Annotated in this window: 11 protein-coding genes and 3 pseudogenes; 10 read left to right on the top strand and 4 right to left on the bottom strand. The window is 39.0% G+C overall.

The annotated features are described in order from the left end of the window. Positions 1 to 270: 270 nt before the first annotated feature. Entirely contained in the window at positions 271 to 687 is a 417-nt protein-coding gene (locus HMPREF2983_RS06225; protein ID WP_004384330.1) for a hypothetical protein, read from the bottom strand. 108 nt (positions 688 to 795) lie between these two features. Continuing rightward, positions 796 to 1,176 carry a hypothetical protein gene (locus HMPREF2983_RS06220; protein WP_070667405.1) on the bottom strand — a complete coding sequence of 127 codons (381 nt, stop codon included), beginning with the start codon at positions 1,174 to 1,176 and terminating at the stop codon, positions 796 to 798. A 179-nt stretch (positions 1,177 to 1,355) separates the two neighbouring features. Here HMPREF2983_RS06220 and HMPREF2983_RS06215 point away from each other — a divergent pair. The 6 genes and pseudogenes from HMPREF2983_RS06215 to HMPREF2983_RS06185 all read left to right on the top strand — a co-directional run. Continuing rightward, positions 1,356 to 1,661 (top strand): annotated as a pseudogene (locus HMPREF2983_RS06215) (IS1380 family transposase); the annotation flags it as partial. A 1,094-nt stretch (positions 1,662 to 2,755) separates the two neighbouring features. After that, entirely contained in the window at positions 2,756 to 4,231 is a 1,476-nt protein-coding gene (gene drt3a / locus HMPREF2983_RS06205) for an antiviral reverse transcriptase Drt3a (RefSeq protein WP_083316716.1), read from the top strand. Next, entirely contained in the window at positions 4,212 to 6,308 is a 2,097-nt protein-coding gene (gene drt3b, locus HMPREF2983_RS06200) for an antiviral reverse transcriptase Drt3b (RefSeq protein WP_070667401.1), read from the top strand. Before drt3a ends, drt3b begins: the two co-directional genes overlap by 20 nt. 115 nt (positions 6,309 to 6,423) lie before the next feature. Next, on the top strand, positions 6,424 to 7,434 hold the full coding sequence (locus HMPREF2983_RS06195) for a hypothetical protein (protein ID WP_070667400.1): 1,011 nt from the start codon (positions 6,424 to 6,426) through the stop codon (positions 7,432 to 7,434). 497 nt (positions 7,435 to 7,931) lie between these two features. After that, positions 7,932 to 8,408, top strand: a complete 477-nt coding sequence (locus HMPREF2983_RS14300) for a hypothetical protein (protein WP_246829365.1) — start codon at positions 7,932 to 7,934, stop codon at positions 8,406 to 8,408. 334 nt (positions 8,409 to 8,742) lie between these two features. Then, positions 8,743 to 9,645: pseudogene (locus tag HMPREF2983_RS06185) on the top strand (IS1380 family transposase); the annotation flags it as partial. Positions 9,646 to 9,783: 138 nt separating this feature from the next. Here the strand turns inward: HMPREF2983_RS06185 and HMPREF2983_RS06180 are convergent. After that, on the bottom strand, positions 9,784 to 10,098 hold the full coding sequence (locus HMPREF2983_RS06180; protein WP_004384326.1) for a helix-turn-helix domain-containing protein: 315 nt from the start codon (positions 10,096 to 10,098) through the stop codon (positions 9,784 to 9,786). Between the two features lie 11 nt (positions 10,099 to 10,109). After that, the gene (locus HMPREF2983_RS06175; protein ID WP_021582919.1) at positions 10,110 to 10,397 is read right to left on the bottom strand and encodes a helix-turn-helix domain-containing protein; all 288 of its coding nucleotides are present in this window, start codon (positions 10,395 to 10,397) and stop codon (positions 10,110 to 10,112) included. 430 nt (positions 10,398 to 10,827) lie between these two features. On the opposite strand from HMPREF2983_RS06175, the gene HMPREF2983_RS06170 reads away from it, so the two are divergent. From HMPREF2983_RS06170 to HMPREF2983_RS06155, 4 genes and pseudogenes are all read left to right on the top strand, one after another. Then, entirely contained in the window at positions 10,828 to 12,111 is a 1,284-nt protein-coding gene (locus HMPREF2983_RS06170; protein ID WP_070667399.1) for a virulence-associated E family protein, read from the top strand. Between the two features lie 217 nt (positions 12,112 to 12,328). Then, entirely contained in the window at positions 12,329 to 13,303 is a 975-nt protein-coding gene (locus tag HMPREF2983_RS06165; protein WP_070667398.1) for a toprim domain-containing protein, read from the top strand. A gap of 4 nt (positions 13,304 to 13,307) precedes the next feature. Further along, positions 13,308 to 13,775, top strand: coding sequence for a DUF3408 domain-containing protein (locus HMPREF2983_RS06160; RefSeq protein WP_070667397.1), 468 nt, complete (start codon positions 13,308 to 13,310; stop codon positions 13,773 to 13,775). A gap of 363 nt (positions 13,776 to 14,138) precedes the next feature. After that, positions 14,139 to 14,373 (top strand): annotated as a pseudogene (locus HMPREF2983_RS06155) (hypothetical protein); the annotation flags it as partial.

Raw genomic sequence — 14,373 nt, 5'->3', positions numbered from 1 at the left:
AATCCCAAAAATGTCACTTCAATATATAAAAGTACCTCACAAGGAATAATGCTGCGGAATTGAGGTAATAGAGGAAATCAAAACTTTAACTTATCAATGGAGCAATATATGCTATACCCCATTGATAAGTATTTTTATTAATTCACTTTCTTTGTCCAAAGCTTACCATTGCTCGTATCTGCTTTAGGAGTGTCCCGCCCTTATGAGAAGCATCGATAAAATGAATATAATATTCCTCATAACGCTTTATATTTGATGACCAATACGAATTCATTTTAATTTCTTCAACCAAAACAATGTATCATCCCGTTTTAGATTTTTCCTCCAATCTCTTATATTGTTGCCTAATCCAAAGAGTAGAATAGCATCTTTATCATAAATATCATAGAGGATCAGATTTGCTGCAAAATCGGTCTTCTTATCAGATAATAAGTGCCTCCACATTTCCTTTTCTATTTTCTTAACAATACTTTTCTGTTTATCTGTCAGCTTAACACGCACTCTATAGCCCTTATTTATAATAGGAACACAGGTGTCACATGCGACTAAGAGGATATTATAATGAAGTTTATCATTTTTTATAAATGATAAGTTATTCGATGAATATCTGTTATTTAACTGCTGATTATTACAGTTAGTTGTAATAACAAGCATTACGCCAATCAATAGTAAGCCAAATCTTTTCATATCTATTTTTTACCTTAATTCCGCAGCATAAATTCTTGTAAGAACTCCAAGTGCCTGAGAAACAAAGTTCTCAAAACACTTGGACATGTCAGAAATAAGCCATAATAACTATATACTAACCATCTTCCATTTATATTTCTTTTTTTCTTTATTAAAAGCTTTGTTACTTATTTCTATAAAAGTTATATTATAATCATTATTTATTTTTTTCACCTCTGTCTTTAAATAATGGACTCTTTTTTGTTTATCTGTAACCTGCACTATTATACCGCTTTTATTGTAACCATAGGCAATAGTTGTTGCAATTATAAAACTGGAAGACCTTGTATATCTAAAGCCTGGCCCAAGTACAGGAAATCCTTGCGAATCTATTATCTCAAAATGCGCAGGATATTCATAAACTACTTGTGCGCTCAAATTATAGGGTAATTTTTCCCTTGGATCTGAACAAGAGAATAATACTAACACGAATATAAAAAAATATTTCATTATTGTACTGGCTTAAAAAAGTAAGTTCGTGTTCGCATCTTATAATACCTTAATTCTGCAGCATAAATTCTTGTAAGAACTCCAAGTGCCTGAGAAACAAAGTTCTCAAAACACTTGGATATGTCAGAAATTTCACCTATCTTGGTGCTGCAAACATAACAAGTAAGCAAAAAACTGACATGACAAAGGTAGCAATTAAAAACGAGAATATCACTTCTTTCGGTGGAATTTATCATATTATGGACGTTTTCTCAAAGTTGGGCTTTGAAAAACTTACCGAATCTGTATTGGGTAAACGTGGAAGTAGCGGCAAAGCATTCAACCATGGAAGTATTTTCGGCTCTCTCTTCTTCAGTTACCTTTGTGGAGGGGATTGCCTTGAGGACATTAATGTGCTTATAGGGCAGTTCAGGCAGAAACATAGTACGCTGTTACCCGATGCCGACACTGTGGGGCGCGGACTAAAGGAGCTTACCGAGAAAAATTGGGCTCTTCCAGAATTTGGAGTGATGCGATGATTTCCTTTATGCCACTTGTTAGTAAAGAAAATTTGTAAATAGTTCATTATAAGTGTTTTGTAGCGTGTATAACCCATGTGATACAACAACAACTTTCGTAACCTTTAAATTAGTACTTTATATTCTTTAATATCAGTAAACGTAACTATTCAGCGATAAGGTGTATAAACTATTATTGATTATCAATAAGTTACATAAATAAACACATGCAAATTCTAATAAAGAATGTCATTTCGAGCCTTTTTGCCACAATGTTACGTTTATAAGTTCCTGATATTCAACGTTCATTATCGCTGAATAGTTACCAGTAAACAAAGGGGATATAAAAGTATTTAAATTATAAAAGTTATTGATAATCATATATTAAACACTATCACTCCAAAATCCTGAAGACCCATATGAATTACGGCCATATCAGAGTAGACGGCGATAAACAGACTGTGGAGAACCTTCGGTTTGAGTTCAACTGTTTTTGTGAGCACGAGAGTATCAAGTTGGATGACTGGAATAGAGGAAACAATCAGCGACACTAAATCGTGCGCCAAGCGCAAACCATGCAAGTAGCTACAGCATGTACGGAAGAACAATACCATCATCTGCTCGGATCCCTCGCGTTTCGGGTGCAACCTCTCTGTTATTATGGAGATTCTCTGCATTTGCACGACCCGAGAATGCTGCGTGTAGAGCATCAGGGACAACTACCAACTCAGTGATGACATCCAAAGCAAGGTTCTCACCCTTGCATTCAGGCTGAATGCGGAAATAGAACGTAAGCTCATTAGCCCACGTATCAATGCATACTGTCTGCGCCTTCTCAGGGACTGACCGCTGAATGAACTTGGATGCCGAATTTACCCAAAAAGAGAAGAATCCTCACTCATTCGTGTTTTTTAACACTCAAGAGCTTGGGCAACTCAAATATTTTGTCTAAATTTGCTCTTAAATGATTTAGTTGTTTAGCGATTATTCACCTACGAAGATAAGACGATAAACAGTTATTTTCCACCCTGATTTACATTGGGGTGGGAGATATAAGTTAAAATGATAAAAAGACATATAAAATGTCCACTTTTTCATATTCGATAGATCAGATAGATAAGATTTTTGAATCTGCCAGCAGATGTGGGCAGTTGAAGAAAGATTGGCTCAAGCTGAATGATTATGACGTGGATGTGTTGTATAGCCAACTCGCCGCAACAAGAAAGGAATTAAAGAAGGAGAGGGCAAAAGCAAAAAAAACTAAAGATAACGATAAGGAAGAAGAACTTCAAGAAAAATTAGAAGAGAATCTCGAAGAGAAAAGTTATGTAGAGAGGGTTATAAAGGAAGAAGTTCTCCATAACATTATTCAACGTAACTATTCTGTCCATGTAGAACGGAAATACCATAATGACTCTGGCAAGTACATTTATGTAACAGGCAAAGACCGGGATTCGTTTTTTGCCTGTAAAATGATTAATGATGAGTTACAAAAAACCTATAAAATCAAACAACCTGACAGGAATGTGATTTTAAAGAATCTGAAGTTGTTACTATTAGACCATGTGGACAAAATGATTGTTCGAGGCGATATAAAAAGTTTCTTTGAGTCAATACCCTATAATGAACTACTTGAAACGCTTGAAAAGGATGGGATAGTGAGCCGTCGAACAATTAAGATCATGAAAAGAATGTTTTATGAGCTTAATCATAACGAGGATTTTGAATATATCGGTGGTGTACCTCGTGGCATAAGTTTTTCACCCAGTCTTGCAGGCATTTATTTGCGCAGGATAGATGAACAGATTAGTCGATTGGACGGCGTGTATCTCTATCAACGATACGTTGATGATGTTATCATTATAGCTTCACCTACACAGGCATACCCAAGTGCCAAAATATTATTTTCAAAGGTTGAAGACATTTTCAGAGAAGGCAAGCTGTTTCTTCACCCAGAAGGGGACAGCAAAAAATATATGGCCCAGGATATCAGATATGATACTCCTCAAAAGATTGTATTTGACTATCTTGGCTATAACATAACACTTAATACTTCAAAGCTGAAAGTAACATTTCGTCTTACAGCGGATAGAATGGAAAAATATGCTGTTCAAATAGGGAAAGTGATTGATTATTATATGCATTTAGCTACCTATAATCCCAGAAGTAAGGAAAAAAATAGTAGAATTGTGATACGGCATCGGCAGCCTTTGTATAGATTCAAAAAACTGCTTGCTTATCTTACTTGCAATTATACCCTTGGCGGAACCAAAAGTAATATTTTAAGTGGCATTTATTTCAAACATTCAATGTTGACCGATACTTCTCAGTTGAAACAGCTTGACCAAGAACTATATAGGGAGTTTGAAGCGAAAATTAAACAGTCGATGTTTAATGGAAAATTCATTGATGCTGAATTTGTAAACAAATTAAGAAAGAAACTTCATGATGATTATTCCTTTGAAAAAGGTTTTGCAGAACGCAGAATGAGTCATCTGACATCTGCTGAGTTCAGAATGATAAAACATATATTACAATATGAAGAAGCAAAGGATTAAGCAGACTATATATAGAATCTTAATGTCTGAGGTTTTGCCATACGAGTTACCCTTGTTCGTTTCAAACAATCGCTATTATATTATAGCGGATATGTTGAGATTATGCTTTCATGGGGATAGAGTTATCTCCCGTGGAAAGAGCTTGAAAGGAAAGAATAATGATTGGGCAAACGCTTTCATCACTTTACTTAATGGTAATGGGGAGAAAAAGAAGAGCTTCAATTACTTTATAAATAAGAAAGATGGAAAGAAGGCTCGCGAACTTGTCATGGTTCACCCTTATATGCAGTTAAAACTAATGGAATTTTATAAATCTTGTGATAGTCTTATTCTGAATTTCTGCCAAAAAAGCCATTTTTCTTTACGCTATCCGCTAAAACGTGCGACTTTTGTTCGGCCAAAGTCGAATATGCCGAAAGCTGCAGCAGAATATTTGGATTACAAGGCCAACGATACTCCAAAACATTATTTCCATTATGAGAAGTATCAAAATATCAATGCATTCTATGCAGGGCGTGAGTTTCAGCGGTTGGAGAACCATTTTAAGTTTTTGTACAAGGCCGATATACACCACTGTTTTGATGTAATTCCAATAGACGAATTATCACAGTTGCTATATCAAACAACTGAAAAAATTAATGATAGCTGTACATTCGCAGGCAGATTTACCAGGTTAATGTCAGAAATGAACGAAGGTAGGAGCCACCAGGATCCAACACAGGGTAGGATTGGAGTTAAAAAGGATAAGACAAATAGTGTTCTTATAGGGCCAGAATTTTCACGATTGTTTGCGGAGATGTTTCTTCAGCAAATAGATGTGGCTATGGAAAAGAGAATGTCGTATGGTCCAGAGCTTTACTCGTTACATCGCGATTATGAATGTTTTCGGTACGTTGATGATATTTTTTTCTTCTATAATGACCCGAAAGTTTATAGTAAATTTTATGGAGTCTTGATAGAAGAATTGCACAAGCATGGTGGTATTCGCCTAAATATAGAGAAAAATCATATATATGAAACTCCTTTCGTCAACAAGCTGACCATAGCAAGACGAGCACTCGGACTTGTCGTAGAAAAAATGTTAGAAGACAGGCTTCATACTACGCAGGGAATGAAACTGCGTGAAGAACAAAATTTCTATGACTTCCCGTTGAAGATGAAAGCACAATATGCTATCATAGATGTAAAGACCATCCTTAAGCAAAATGATGTTCAATTCAATGAAGTGTCAGCGGGAATGTTAGCACATCTGCACAGAAAATTAAGTAAAGCTTTAGACGAGATAGATACATTGATGGATGAGTATCGCTCTGGAGGTACAATAGGATTGCTTGATCGAAAAGGAATGAGCATTTGGCTTGGCTATGAAAAACAAATGGTCTATTATTTTCGTGAAATGATAAAATTTCTATTTTATCTTTTCAATAGCGATATGCGTATGAATACAAGTATTCGTGTCCTCTCCCTTCTTAATATGATTGTAAGTTATTTCCAAGGCAGACTTTTTAATGAAACTTCTGCTTCGTCTAAAGCGTTGTCAGATGATGCTAAGAATAAAATTTACAAGACAATTATTGACGAATTGACTTTTATTTTGAAGCATAATCATCTCAATATGCTTAATGGTCTTGAGATTAGCTATCTTATGATGATACTAAATTGTATTCCCGAAAATTATGAGATTGATATTAGAATCTGGAATTCCTTCATAGGTGATGCTTTTGATCATTATGAGGATGAAAAAGCCAACATTCTTATGGCATTGACTCTCATGATGGTGTTTGGGCGTAACAATGTTAACCGTAGTTCCCGCAATACCATTTGTAGATGGCTGATAGAGGATGTGAGAATGCATAATTGGTCAGTTGATGATACTGAAAGTTTCTTGATAATGATTAATATGATGACCTCACCTTTTATCGAACATGCTTATAAGGATGAGATTCTTAGTCATGTTGAAGAGCGGTTCAGAAGACCCTTGGAAATAATAAGCAAGCAGAGATCACCATTTATGCAGTGGTCCGAATTTAAGCTTGCTAAAGCTTGCCAAGCAAAATATGCCGCAGACGTATATTAAAGAATTATTCCAATCCGGCTCCCAGCAGCTATTGTACACACAATGCCGGAGGCTGAAGCTCTAATAGGTGGAAGCAAACTAAGGGTGGGCTGGGCACCCTTTTATATTGAAAATTATGTTGAGTAAAGGAGATACAAGAAAGCGACTTGAAGAAGTGATAATATCAAAGGCCTACAAAGAGGCAACTGATGTTATGGGGGTACTTGATGCCATCTATACTTTTCTTCTGGATTTGAAAACCAAAGTCGTAATTAGAGCAGAGTATAATGCTACTAATGCATATTATGAGGGAGTTCATGATTTCTTTAAGGATGTGTTTGACAATTATAATAAGGGAGATATTTTCTCTGCCCTATCTTTACTTCATGATAAACTTGTTGATGGTTCCACTGGTCAGCTAAAACTAAATCGAGACTTTATAGAAAAGGGAACACCTCTATTCAGAATGAGAAGTCAGGGTGAGTATAAGCTGCTGAGTAGAAAAGAAATGTTCCATATAGCTACCGATAAAATTAAGTTTGCCAAGAACTATCGATATAGCCTGAATGGTTTCCCATGCTTATATCTCGGTGCCTCATTGTATGTTTGTTGGGAAGAAATGCGTAGAGCTGATATAGATCACGTAAATTATGTTAAATTTGTGAGTACTCGGACAATCCCGCTTATTTCGACTTTGTGTCCAAATCGTTTCAAAAATGAAGATGATGTTATTCAGTTTTTCATTTTTGCCTTGTGTACAAAAATGGCAAACAATGACAATGATAAATTCCAGTTTCAGTATGCTTTCCCTGAGTTACTTCTACATCTCCTCACCAATTGCATGCAGAATCGCGAAGATGCATGGGGTATAAAGTATGTTTCTGCAAGGTATTTTGAAAATGATGGCCAGTTTTCTTCAGAGCCGATTTTCTATAATTATGTTATACCTAAACGTGATCCAGTAGATTCAGACGATCATCTTTCTATAGAATTGAAGAAATCATTCAAAGTTTCTGATGTAAAAGCATTCTACGTCAAACGAATCTTTGAGCAAATGCCCAAAAAGAGACTGACTCGTCCGAATGAATATGCTAACACACACTTCAAATTGCTTGAAGACGAGTTGAAGGCAAGGAAGTATTTGTAACTTCAACATCTTGTACTATGTTGTCGTATTGGGGACTGTACAATTAAGTTAGTGCAGGAAAAATGTACTAACAAGAAGAGGGAAGAGCATCCAGTGGCAGTGTACTTCACAATAGAGTGGAAACGGTATTATTACAATGTGCCGGAGATAGTATGTCAAATTGAAAAGCGCTTCGACGAGGTGTGCAGCGTGGTATGTATTCGTAGTCAGCTCATGTCTGTAGAGAATGCTTGGGAGAAGGTCGTCTTATCTCAATGTTGATCCTTTTGGTGGGTAGATAGAGGGAAACTATTACGCAAAATCATATGGCGAAACAAGAATTTGGGTAATTTTGGTGCAATACTAATTAATATTTTTATTATACCTTAATTCCGCAGCATAAATTCTTGTAAGAACTCCAAGTGCCTGAGAAACAAAGTTCTCAAAACACTTGGATATGTCAGAAATTTCACTTATCTTAGTGCTACCAACAAAAAAAAATAAATAAAATATCTGACATGACAAAGGTAGCAATTAAAAAAGAGAATATCACTTCTTTCGGTGGAATTTATCATATTATGGACGTTTTCTCAAAGTTGGGCTTTGAAAAACTTACTGAATCTGTATTGGACAAACGTGGAAGTAGCGGCAAAGCATTCTGCTATGGAAGTATTTTTGGCTCTCTCTTCTTCAGTTACCTTTGTGGTGGAGAATACCTTGAGGACATCAATGCGCTTACAGGTCCATTAAATAAATACGTGGATTCTTTTCGTATAGTTTTAACGGAAGAAGCGAAGTTGTGCGTTAAACAAAAAGACAGCCAAGACGGTTTTGGCTACCTACTTTATTATCATCCTCCCATGCAGAAAACCTTTTCATGTCAATACTTTGAAACCGTAGACAACAGTTTGAAAAACCATGACATAATTTCGGGTAAAATACCTACAGATAAAGGCAAAAACACGTGTAAAAAGCAAGTTTGCAACCGGCAGTAAATCAGTTAGTTATAAGGTTATGCAAGAAAAGGTGCTTAATTGGACTTCAAAAGGGCGTCAGTTAGACCTCAAAAGGGCATCTATTGCAAGTCAATTGGGCGTCTTTTCAAAGCCAGAAGACCATGTATTGGTTTTGAGTTGTATGAAAATAGTTTACAAACGTTGAGTGATATGGGAATAAGTTGTTTGTAGAAGACGGAAGGACATGGTAAGTATTTGCCTTTTCTGCATTCTTATCTTGTGCTTTATCCCTTTATGTGAGACCGTTTGATTTTGGACAGTCATACCATACAAGCGTATAAGCCTTTGTTCTTTTTCCAATTTACGTATTTAACGGGAGAGCCTTATAAAGGTGGGCAGTTATGTTGACTTAGACTTTGATCATCAGTTTATTCCAGCCCACAAGTTCGATGCAAAGTATTCTTACAAGCAGGATTTTGGCTATTTCCCTGGTTGGGCTTCCATTGGGGGAATCATAGTCGGAGGTGAGAATCGTGACAGAAACACCAATGTGAGATTTCATCAAGAAGACACGCTCCGTCGCATTATGGACCGTGTAACCTCAGAACTTGGTGTGGTAATAGAGCGTTTCCGTGCTGATTGTGGATCGTTCTCAAAGGAAATTATCCAAACCGTAGAGCAGCGCTGCAACACGTTCTATATACGTGCAGCCAACAGCGACAGCCGATGTGAGGACTTCCGCCAGCTGAAAGAATGGAAGAGTGTTGAGGTTGGTTATGAGAGATGCGATGTCACCTCCGTCAGCATAGACAACTTAATAGAAGGAAAGTCATACAGGCTTGTCGTACAGCGTACTCCCTTGAAAGACAAGCACGGAAGGGAACAGACGGATATGTTCGGAGTAATATACACATACCGCTGTATCCTTACCAATAACTGGACATCTACCGAGAAAGACATCATTATATTTTATAATGAGCGTGGAGCAAGCGAAAAGAACTTCGACATACAGAACAATGACTTCGGATGGTCACATCTGCCCTTTTCCTTTATGGCTGAGAACATGGTTTTCATGATGGTTACCGCCATGCTGAAGAACTTCTATCTCGTCCGTCATATCAGCGAGAAGGTCAAGCCATTGAAAAAAACAAGCAGGCTGAAAGCCTTTATCCTGCATTTTGTCAGCGTGCCGGCAAAATGGGTGCGCACTGGAAGGCAGAACGTTCTGAGCCTATATACAAATAAAATCTACTACGCTGAGGTCTTCATTGAATAAACATCATTTTTAGTGGTTTTCATATTCCCCATTGGTTTGGGTGGGGGATTTCATGAATATGCAAGAACCAAGAACCCCAGAAAATCCCCATATCAATGGATAAATCCCAAAAATGTCACTTCAATATATAAAAGTACCTCACAAGGAATAATGCTGCGGAATTGAGGTCCTATAACAATCCTCCAGTAATCTCTCCAAGTCCGAAGCCTTGTAGAGAATCTTTCCTGCAAACTGCGTGTAGGGAATAATCTTTCTGTCTCGATAGTCTTGTAAGGTGCGAGGGCTTATATACAGCCGCTCACACACCTCCTTGCCCGTTAGGAAATGCTCACCTCCAAACAGGGGCTTGTGTGTCTGTGCCACTTCCTTAATTCTCCTGCTTACGCTGCTGATAGCGGACAGCACCACCTGCATCTCGTCCGCATCCATGCTTAAATCTCTAACTGTTTCCATCTTTTCATTGTTTATTTGTTGTTCTTGGTTTTCTCTGACTTTGTCTGTAACAACCGTTCCACGTCTTCACGCTTGTAATAGCACTTGTGTCCGATTTGTGTAAACGGAAGCATGCCCGTATCACGGTAATGCTGCAAGGTGCGCTTGCTGATGCCCAGTAGCTGACATACATCTCCGTTGTGCAGCCAATCAGTGTGCTTACTCGATTCTCCAAATGCCTTGTGGCAGGTCTGGGCAAGAGCGACAATTTCGTCCCTCAGCATTGCCCATTGCTTGTCGGTAATGATAAAATATCCCATAGCGTTATATTGTTTTGTTTATATTTTCCTTTTGCGATTTGCTTTCCATCGCATGTTTCTGCGTGCAAAAGTATGCGCTTCTTTCCATTCCACAAAGCGGCAAGGAACAGCAGGGAAGAATAGGGAAACAGAAGGAAATGAGGTTATCTTTCTTACTCTTCTTCCGGTCCTTATCTTCCTTTTTCTACGTTTGTTTTAGTCAAAGCAATACAGTGCTGATTGAAGCAAACAGGTACAGACATTTCCTATTACTTTTCTACACTTGTGCGCTTGTTCTTGGCTTAAATCCTTATTTTCCTGCTGTTTCCTGAAAGAATTCCGTAAGAAATCTATTGCCAATGAGCGCAACATTATGCAAGCACTCTCCGAATGCTTGGAACATTGACATTCTCGCCGTAACTTCATTCTAGGAAACCAAAATGGGTAAACAATGAAAAATGAAGCAGATAAAAGCAGAATGAAAACAACTGGCAATTCTACCGAACGCAGGGGAAACACCTCCAAGAACAGCGAGATAGAAACCTATCTCCGTACGCACTATGTGTTCAGGTATAATACCGTGCTGGGCAGAACGGAATACCGTAGTAATAAAGATGCAGACTGTCGTTTTACAAAGGTTGGTCGCTATGAAATCAACTCTCTCCGTAGGGAGCTTGATTTAGATATGGGCATCATTACCTCCTCCGACAATCTCTATTCCATCATTGAAAGCAGCTTTTCACCACGCATCAATCCCATACAGGAATACTTCAAGGCTTTGCCAATAGTTGATGCTTCGGAAGTACTGCGCAAGATAGAGATAGGTCAAGGCGCAATCGCCAATCTCGCTTCGTGTGTTACCGTCCGCAACGCTGAAAAATGGCTGCCGTACCTTACCAAATGGCTTATTGCAGTGGTTGCCAACGCTATGGACAACCGTGAATGCCGTAACCATACCTGCCTTGTACTGACAGGAGAACAAGGTAAGTTCAAGACTACCTTTCTTGATTTGCTTTGTCCGCCTGCGCTTAAAGGTTACAGCTACACAGGTAAGATATATCCGCAAGAGAAAGACACGCTTACCTACATCGGGCAAAACCTCATCGTAAACATAGACGACCAGCTCAAAGCCCTCAACAAGCGTGATGAGAACGAGCTGAAGAACCTAATCACCTGTCCGATGGTTAAATACCGTATGCCTTACGACAAGTATGTGGAGGAATACCCACACTTGGCGAGTTTTGTAGCATCGGTAAACGGCAATGATTTTTTGACAGACCCGACAGGAAGCAGACGATTTCTGCCCTTTGAGGTGCTTGCCATTGATATTGAACGAGCTAAAACTATTTCTATGGATGCCGTCTATACCGAAGCGAAAGCCCTTTTAAAATCAGGCTTCCGCTATTGGTTCAATGATGACGAGATAGCGGAGCTATACAGGGAGAGTGAGGACTTCCAAGTGCAGACCGCTGAAATGGAACTCCTGTTGCGCTGCTTTGAGAAACCAACGGAGGATAATCCTCTTTGTGTTTATATGACCACTACCGAAATACTCGCCTATTTAGGCATCTATACCCATCAGCCCTTAACACCCAAACGTATGGGCGAGGCACTTAAAAGGGCTGGCTTTGTAAAGGTAAGCAAGAGGCGTGAAGGCAGTAGTCCCATCTATGTATATAAGATACGGAAAATCCATCCCTGCCCATTGATTAACAGTTGTAGTAGTTTGATGTAGTAGTATGTGTAGTGTTGTTATATACTACAATATTTCACTGATAATCAAGTGTTTACCACAAAACAGTGTGTAGTAAGAAGAAAGAAGAAAAAGTTTGCTGGGGAAAAACTTTAGGAAAAGGAAATCATAAATGAAGTTTACTCTATCAGTATAAATAAAATATAATCCGATATAAAAATCAGAATGAATAAATGTTCAACCAATAATTATAATGACAATGAAAGCAGAAGATTTATCACGCATTAAGCGATACCCCATAGTGGAGTATCTTGAAAGGAAAGGTATCAAACCAGTGCGCAGGACACCTGCCTATGCTCTCTACCGTTCACCATTTCGTGAAGACACGCATCCGAGCTTCAAGGTGGACACAGAGAAGAACCTCTGGATAGACTATGCCGAAGGCAGAGGTGGAAGTATTATCGACCTTTGTATGCGGTTAGAGGGTTGCACGCTGTCGGAAGCCATCCGCCTTTTGGGACGGAACGCTCCCGATTATACTGCTTGCAATTCTCAAAAGGCAGACAGGGCAATGAAAAGAAGTAGCATACCTATGGCATCCGCAAGTGGAGTAAGGAGACTGATAGAAATATCAGACACCTTACCTCCACACTTATTAAAGTATCTTCAGGAAGACCGCTGCATCGACATGGAAAAGGCGATGCCCTTTCTATGTTGTATCAGCTATGAGATAAGAGGTTTTCATTACCAAGCCATTGGTTTCGCCAATCAATCGGGAGGTTATGAGCTTCGAGATAATGGAACGTTCAAGGGAACAATAGCACCAAAGGACATTACTCCGATATTTACGGACAGAGTTGAGCCAGTTTGTATATTCGAGGGGTTTATGGACTTTCTATCCTTTCTTTCAATGAAAGAAGAAGTTATCCACCACTGTCTTGTGATGAACTCCGTAAGCAATGTGGCAAGGAGTATTCGCTATCTCCATGATGTAAATGTTTTCTCCATCCGTGCCTTCCTTGATAATGACGAGGCAGGACACAGGACTACGGAGGATTTCGCAAAGGCTGGTTTCAAGGTAGAGGATATGTCCGTGCATTACAGGAGCTTCAAAGACCTCAACGAATATCATGTCCACAGGGTACGTAAACAGCAGAAAAGACAATCACTGAAGATGCCACAAACACAAACCAACCCCATAAAGGTAAAACAAGTTAAACATAAAATGAGATAGAAAAATGGAAAAGAAGAAAACAACAGAGGTAGAGTATGACCTTTCATATTATTTAGGTGGTAACGAAGAAGAACTGCTCGGAAGAAGTAGCCAGCAGCACACAAAGATGACACGGAGCGGTAAGCCATCAGAGGATGTCGAGCCTTTACAGAACACAGAGGTATCACGGTGTACCGAGCTTTCACACGAAACTGAACAAGCAAGGCTGCCAGAGAACGCACCCGTTCAGAAACGCATCAGTGCCAAAATGAGAAAGGAAACGCTTGAAGCCTACAAGCAAGCCTATCTTTTACCTGCCAAACTCAGTAATAGGAAGGCTGTCTATCTGAGCAAGGAAACACAGGAACGTGCAGACCTCATCGTGCGAAGATTGGGCGACAGGGGCAGCAATCTCTCAAGTTTCATAGAAAATCTTGTACGCAGTCATTTGGAGGAATACCACGAGGATATAGAGAAGTGGAGAAAGCTATAAGCGTGAGAAAAAGGGTCGAGTTTTTTTCGTAAAAAGGTCATCCCTTTTCTCTGAAATCCTCGATCTATCACAAAAGAAGTGAAGACCATATGCCCAACCTAATATATAATATGGTGGGAATGCCACGAACGCAGTTAAACACTGAGTGCAGCGTATTCACTTTCGGCAGGGGAAACGCCAGCAGGCGTTATCGGCATTTCAGCAGCTATTGCAAGACGTCAGTTTGTACCCACAAACTGCTCTTGCTCCCCTCGTCGATTGTCGGGGAGATAAGACCCGTAATCACTCCGTTCTCATCGGTCAGAGTTCAAGAATTAAGAGACAATGAATCATCTATAATGATAAACTTTCAAGGAAACTTATATGAGCAGATACAAGGGAAAAGCTGCCCGATGGCAGCAACAGAATAAGGAAGAGCAGAAGATGAACAAAACGGAGTTTATCAAGGTAAGATGCACCTTAGAGGAAAAGCAGTGTATCAAGTCAAAAGCGGAAAGCGTAGGGCGGAAGTTCTCAGACTACTGCCGTGAGATTCTCCTTAACGGAGAAGTGGTTGCCGTTCCTAAGATGACAGACAATGAGAGGGAAGCCATTGCCA

Source organism: Prevotella sp. HMSC077E09 (assembly GCF_001814685.1).
Taxonomy (GTDB): Bacteria; Bacteroidota; Bacteroidia; order Bacteroidales; family Bacteroidaceae; genus Prevotella; species Prevotella oris.
The sequence above is the reverse complement of the archived record's forward strand: the minus strand, read 5'-3'. Positions and strand labels throughout refer to the sequence as shown.

What these genes read in the sequence shown, in the direction of transcription:
- HMPREF2983_RS06225 (WP_004384330.1), bottom strand. Translation starts at nt 687, where the DNA reads ATGAAAAGATTTGGCTTACTATTGATTGGCGTAATGCTTGTTATTACA.
- HMPREF2983_RS06220 (WP_070667405.1), bottom strand. Translation starts at nt 1,176, where the DNA reads ATGAAATATTTTTTTATATTCGTGTTAGTATTATTCTCTTGTTCAGAT.
- drt3a (WP_083316716.1), top strand. Translation starts at nt 2,756, where the DNA reads ATGTCCACTTTTTCATATTCGATAGATCAGATAGATAAGATTTTTGAA.
- drt3b (WP_070667401.1), top strand. Translation starts at nt 4,212, where the DNA reads ATGAAGAAGCAAAGGATTAAGCAGACTATATATAGAATCTTAATGTCT.
- HMPREF2983_RS06195 (WP_070667400.1), top strand. Translation starts at nt 6,424, where the DNA reads ATGTTGAGTAAAGGAGATACAAGAAAGCGACTTGAAGAAGTGATAATA.
- HMPREF2983_RS14300 (WP_246829365.1), top strand. Translation starts at nt 7,932, where the DNA reads ATGACAAAGGTAGCAATTAAAAAAGAGAATATCACTTCTTTCGGTGGA.
- HMPREF2983_RS06180 (WP_004384326.1), bottom strand. Translation starts at nt 10,098, where the DNA reads ATGGAAACAGTTAGAGATTTAAGCATGGATGCGGACGAGATGCAGGTG.
- HMPREF2983_RS06175 (WP_021582919.1), bottom strand. Translation starts at nt 10,397, where the DNA reads ATGGGATATTTTATCATTACCGACAAGCAATGGGCAATGCTGAGGGAC.
- HMPREF2983_RS06170 (WP_070667399.1), top strand. Translation starts at nt 10,828, where the DNA reads ATGAAAAATGAAGCAGATAAAAGCAGAATGAAAACAACTGGCAATTCT.
- HMPREF2983_RS06165 (WP_070667398.1), top strand. Translation starts at nt 12,329, where the DNA reads ATGAAAGCAGAAGATTTATCACGCATTAAGCGATACCCCATAGTGGAG.
- HMPREF2983_RS06160 (WP_070667397.1), top strand. Translation starts at nt 13,308, where the DNA reads ATGGAAAAGAAGAAAACAACAGAGGTAGAGTATGACCTTTCATATTAT.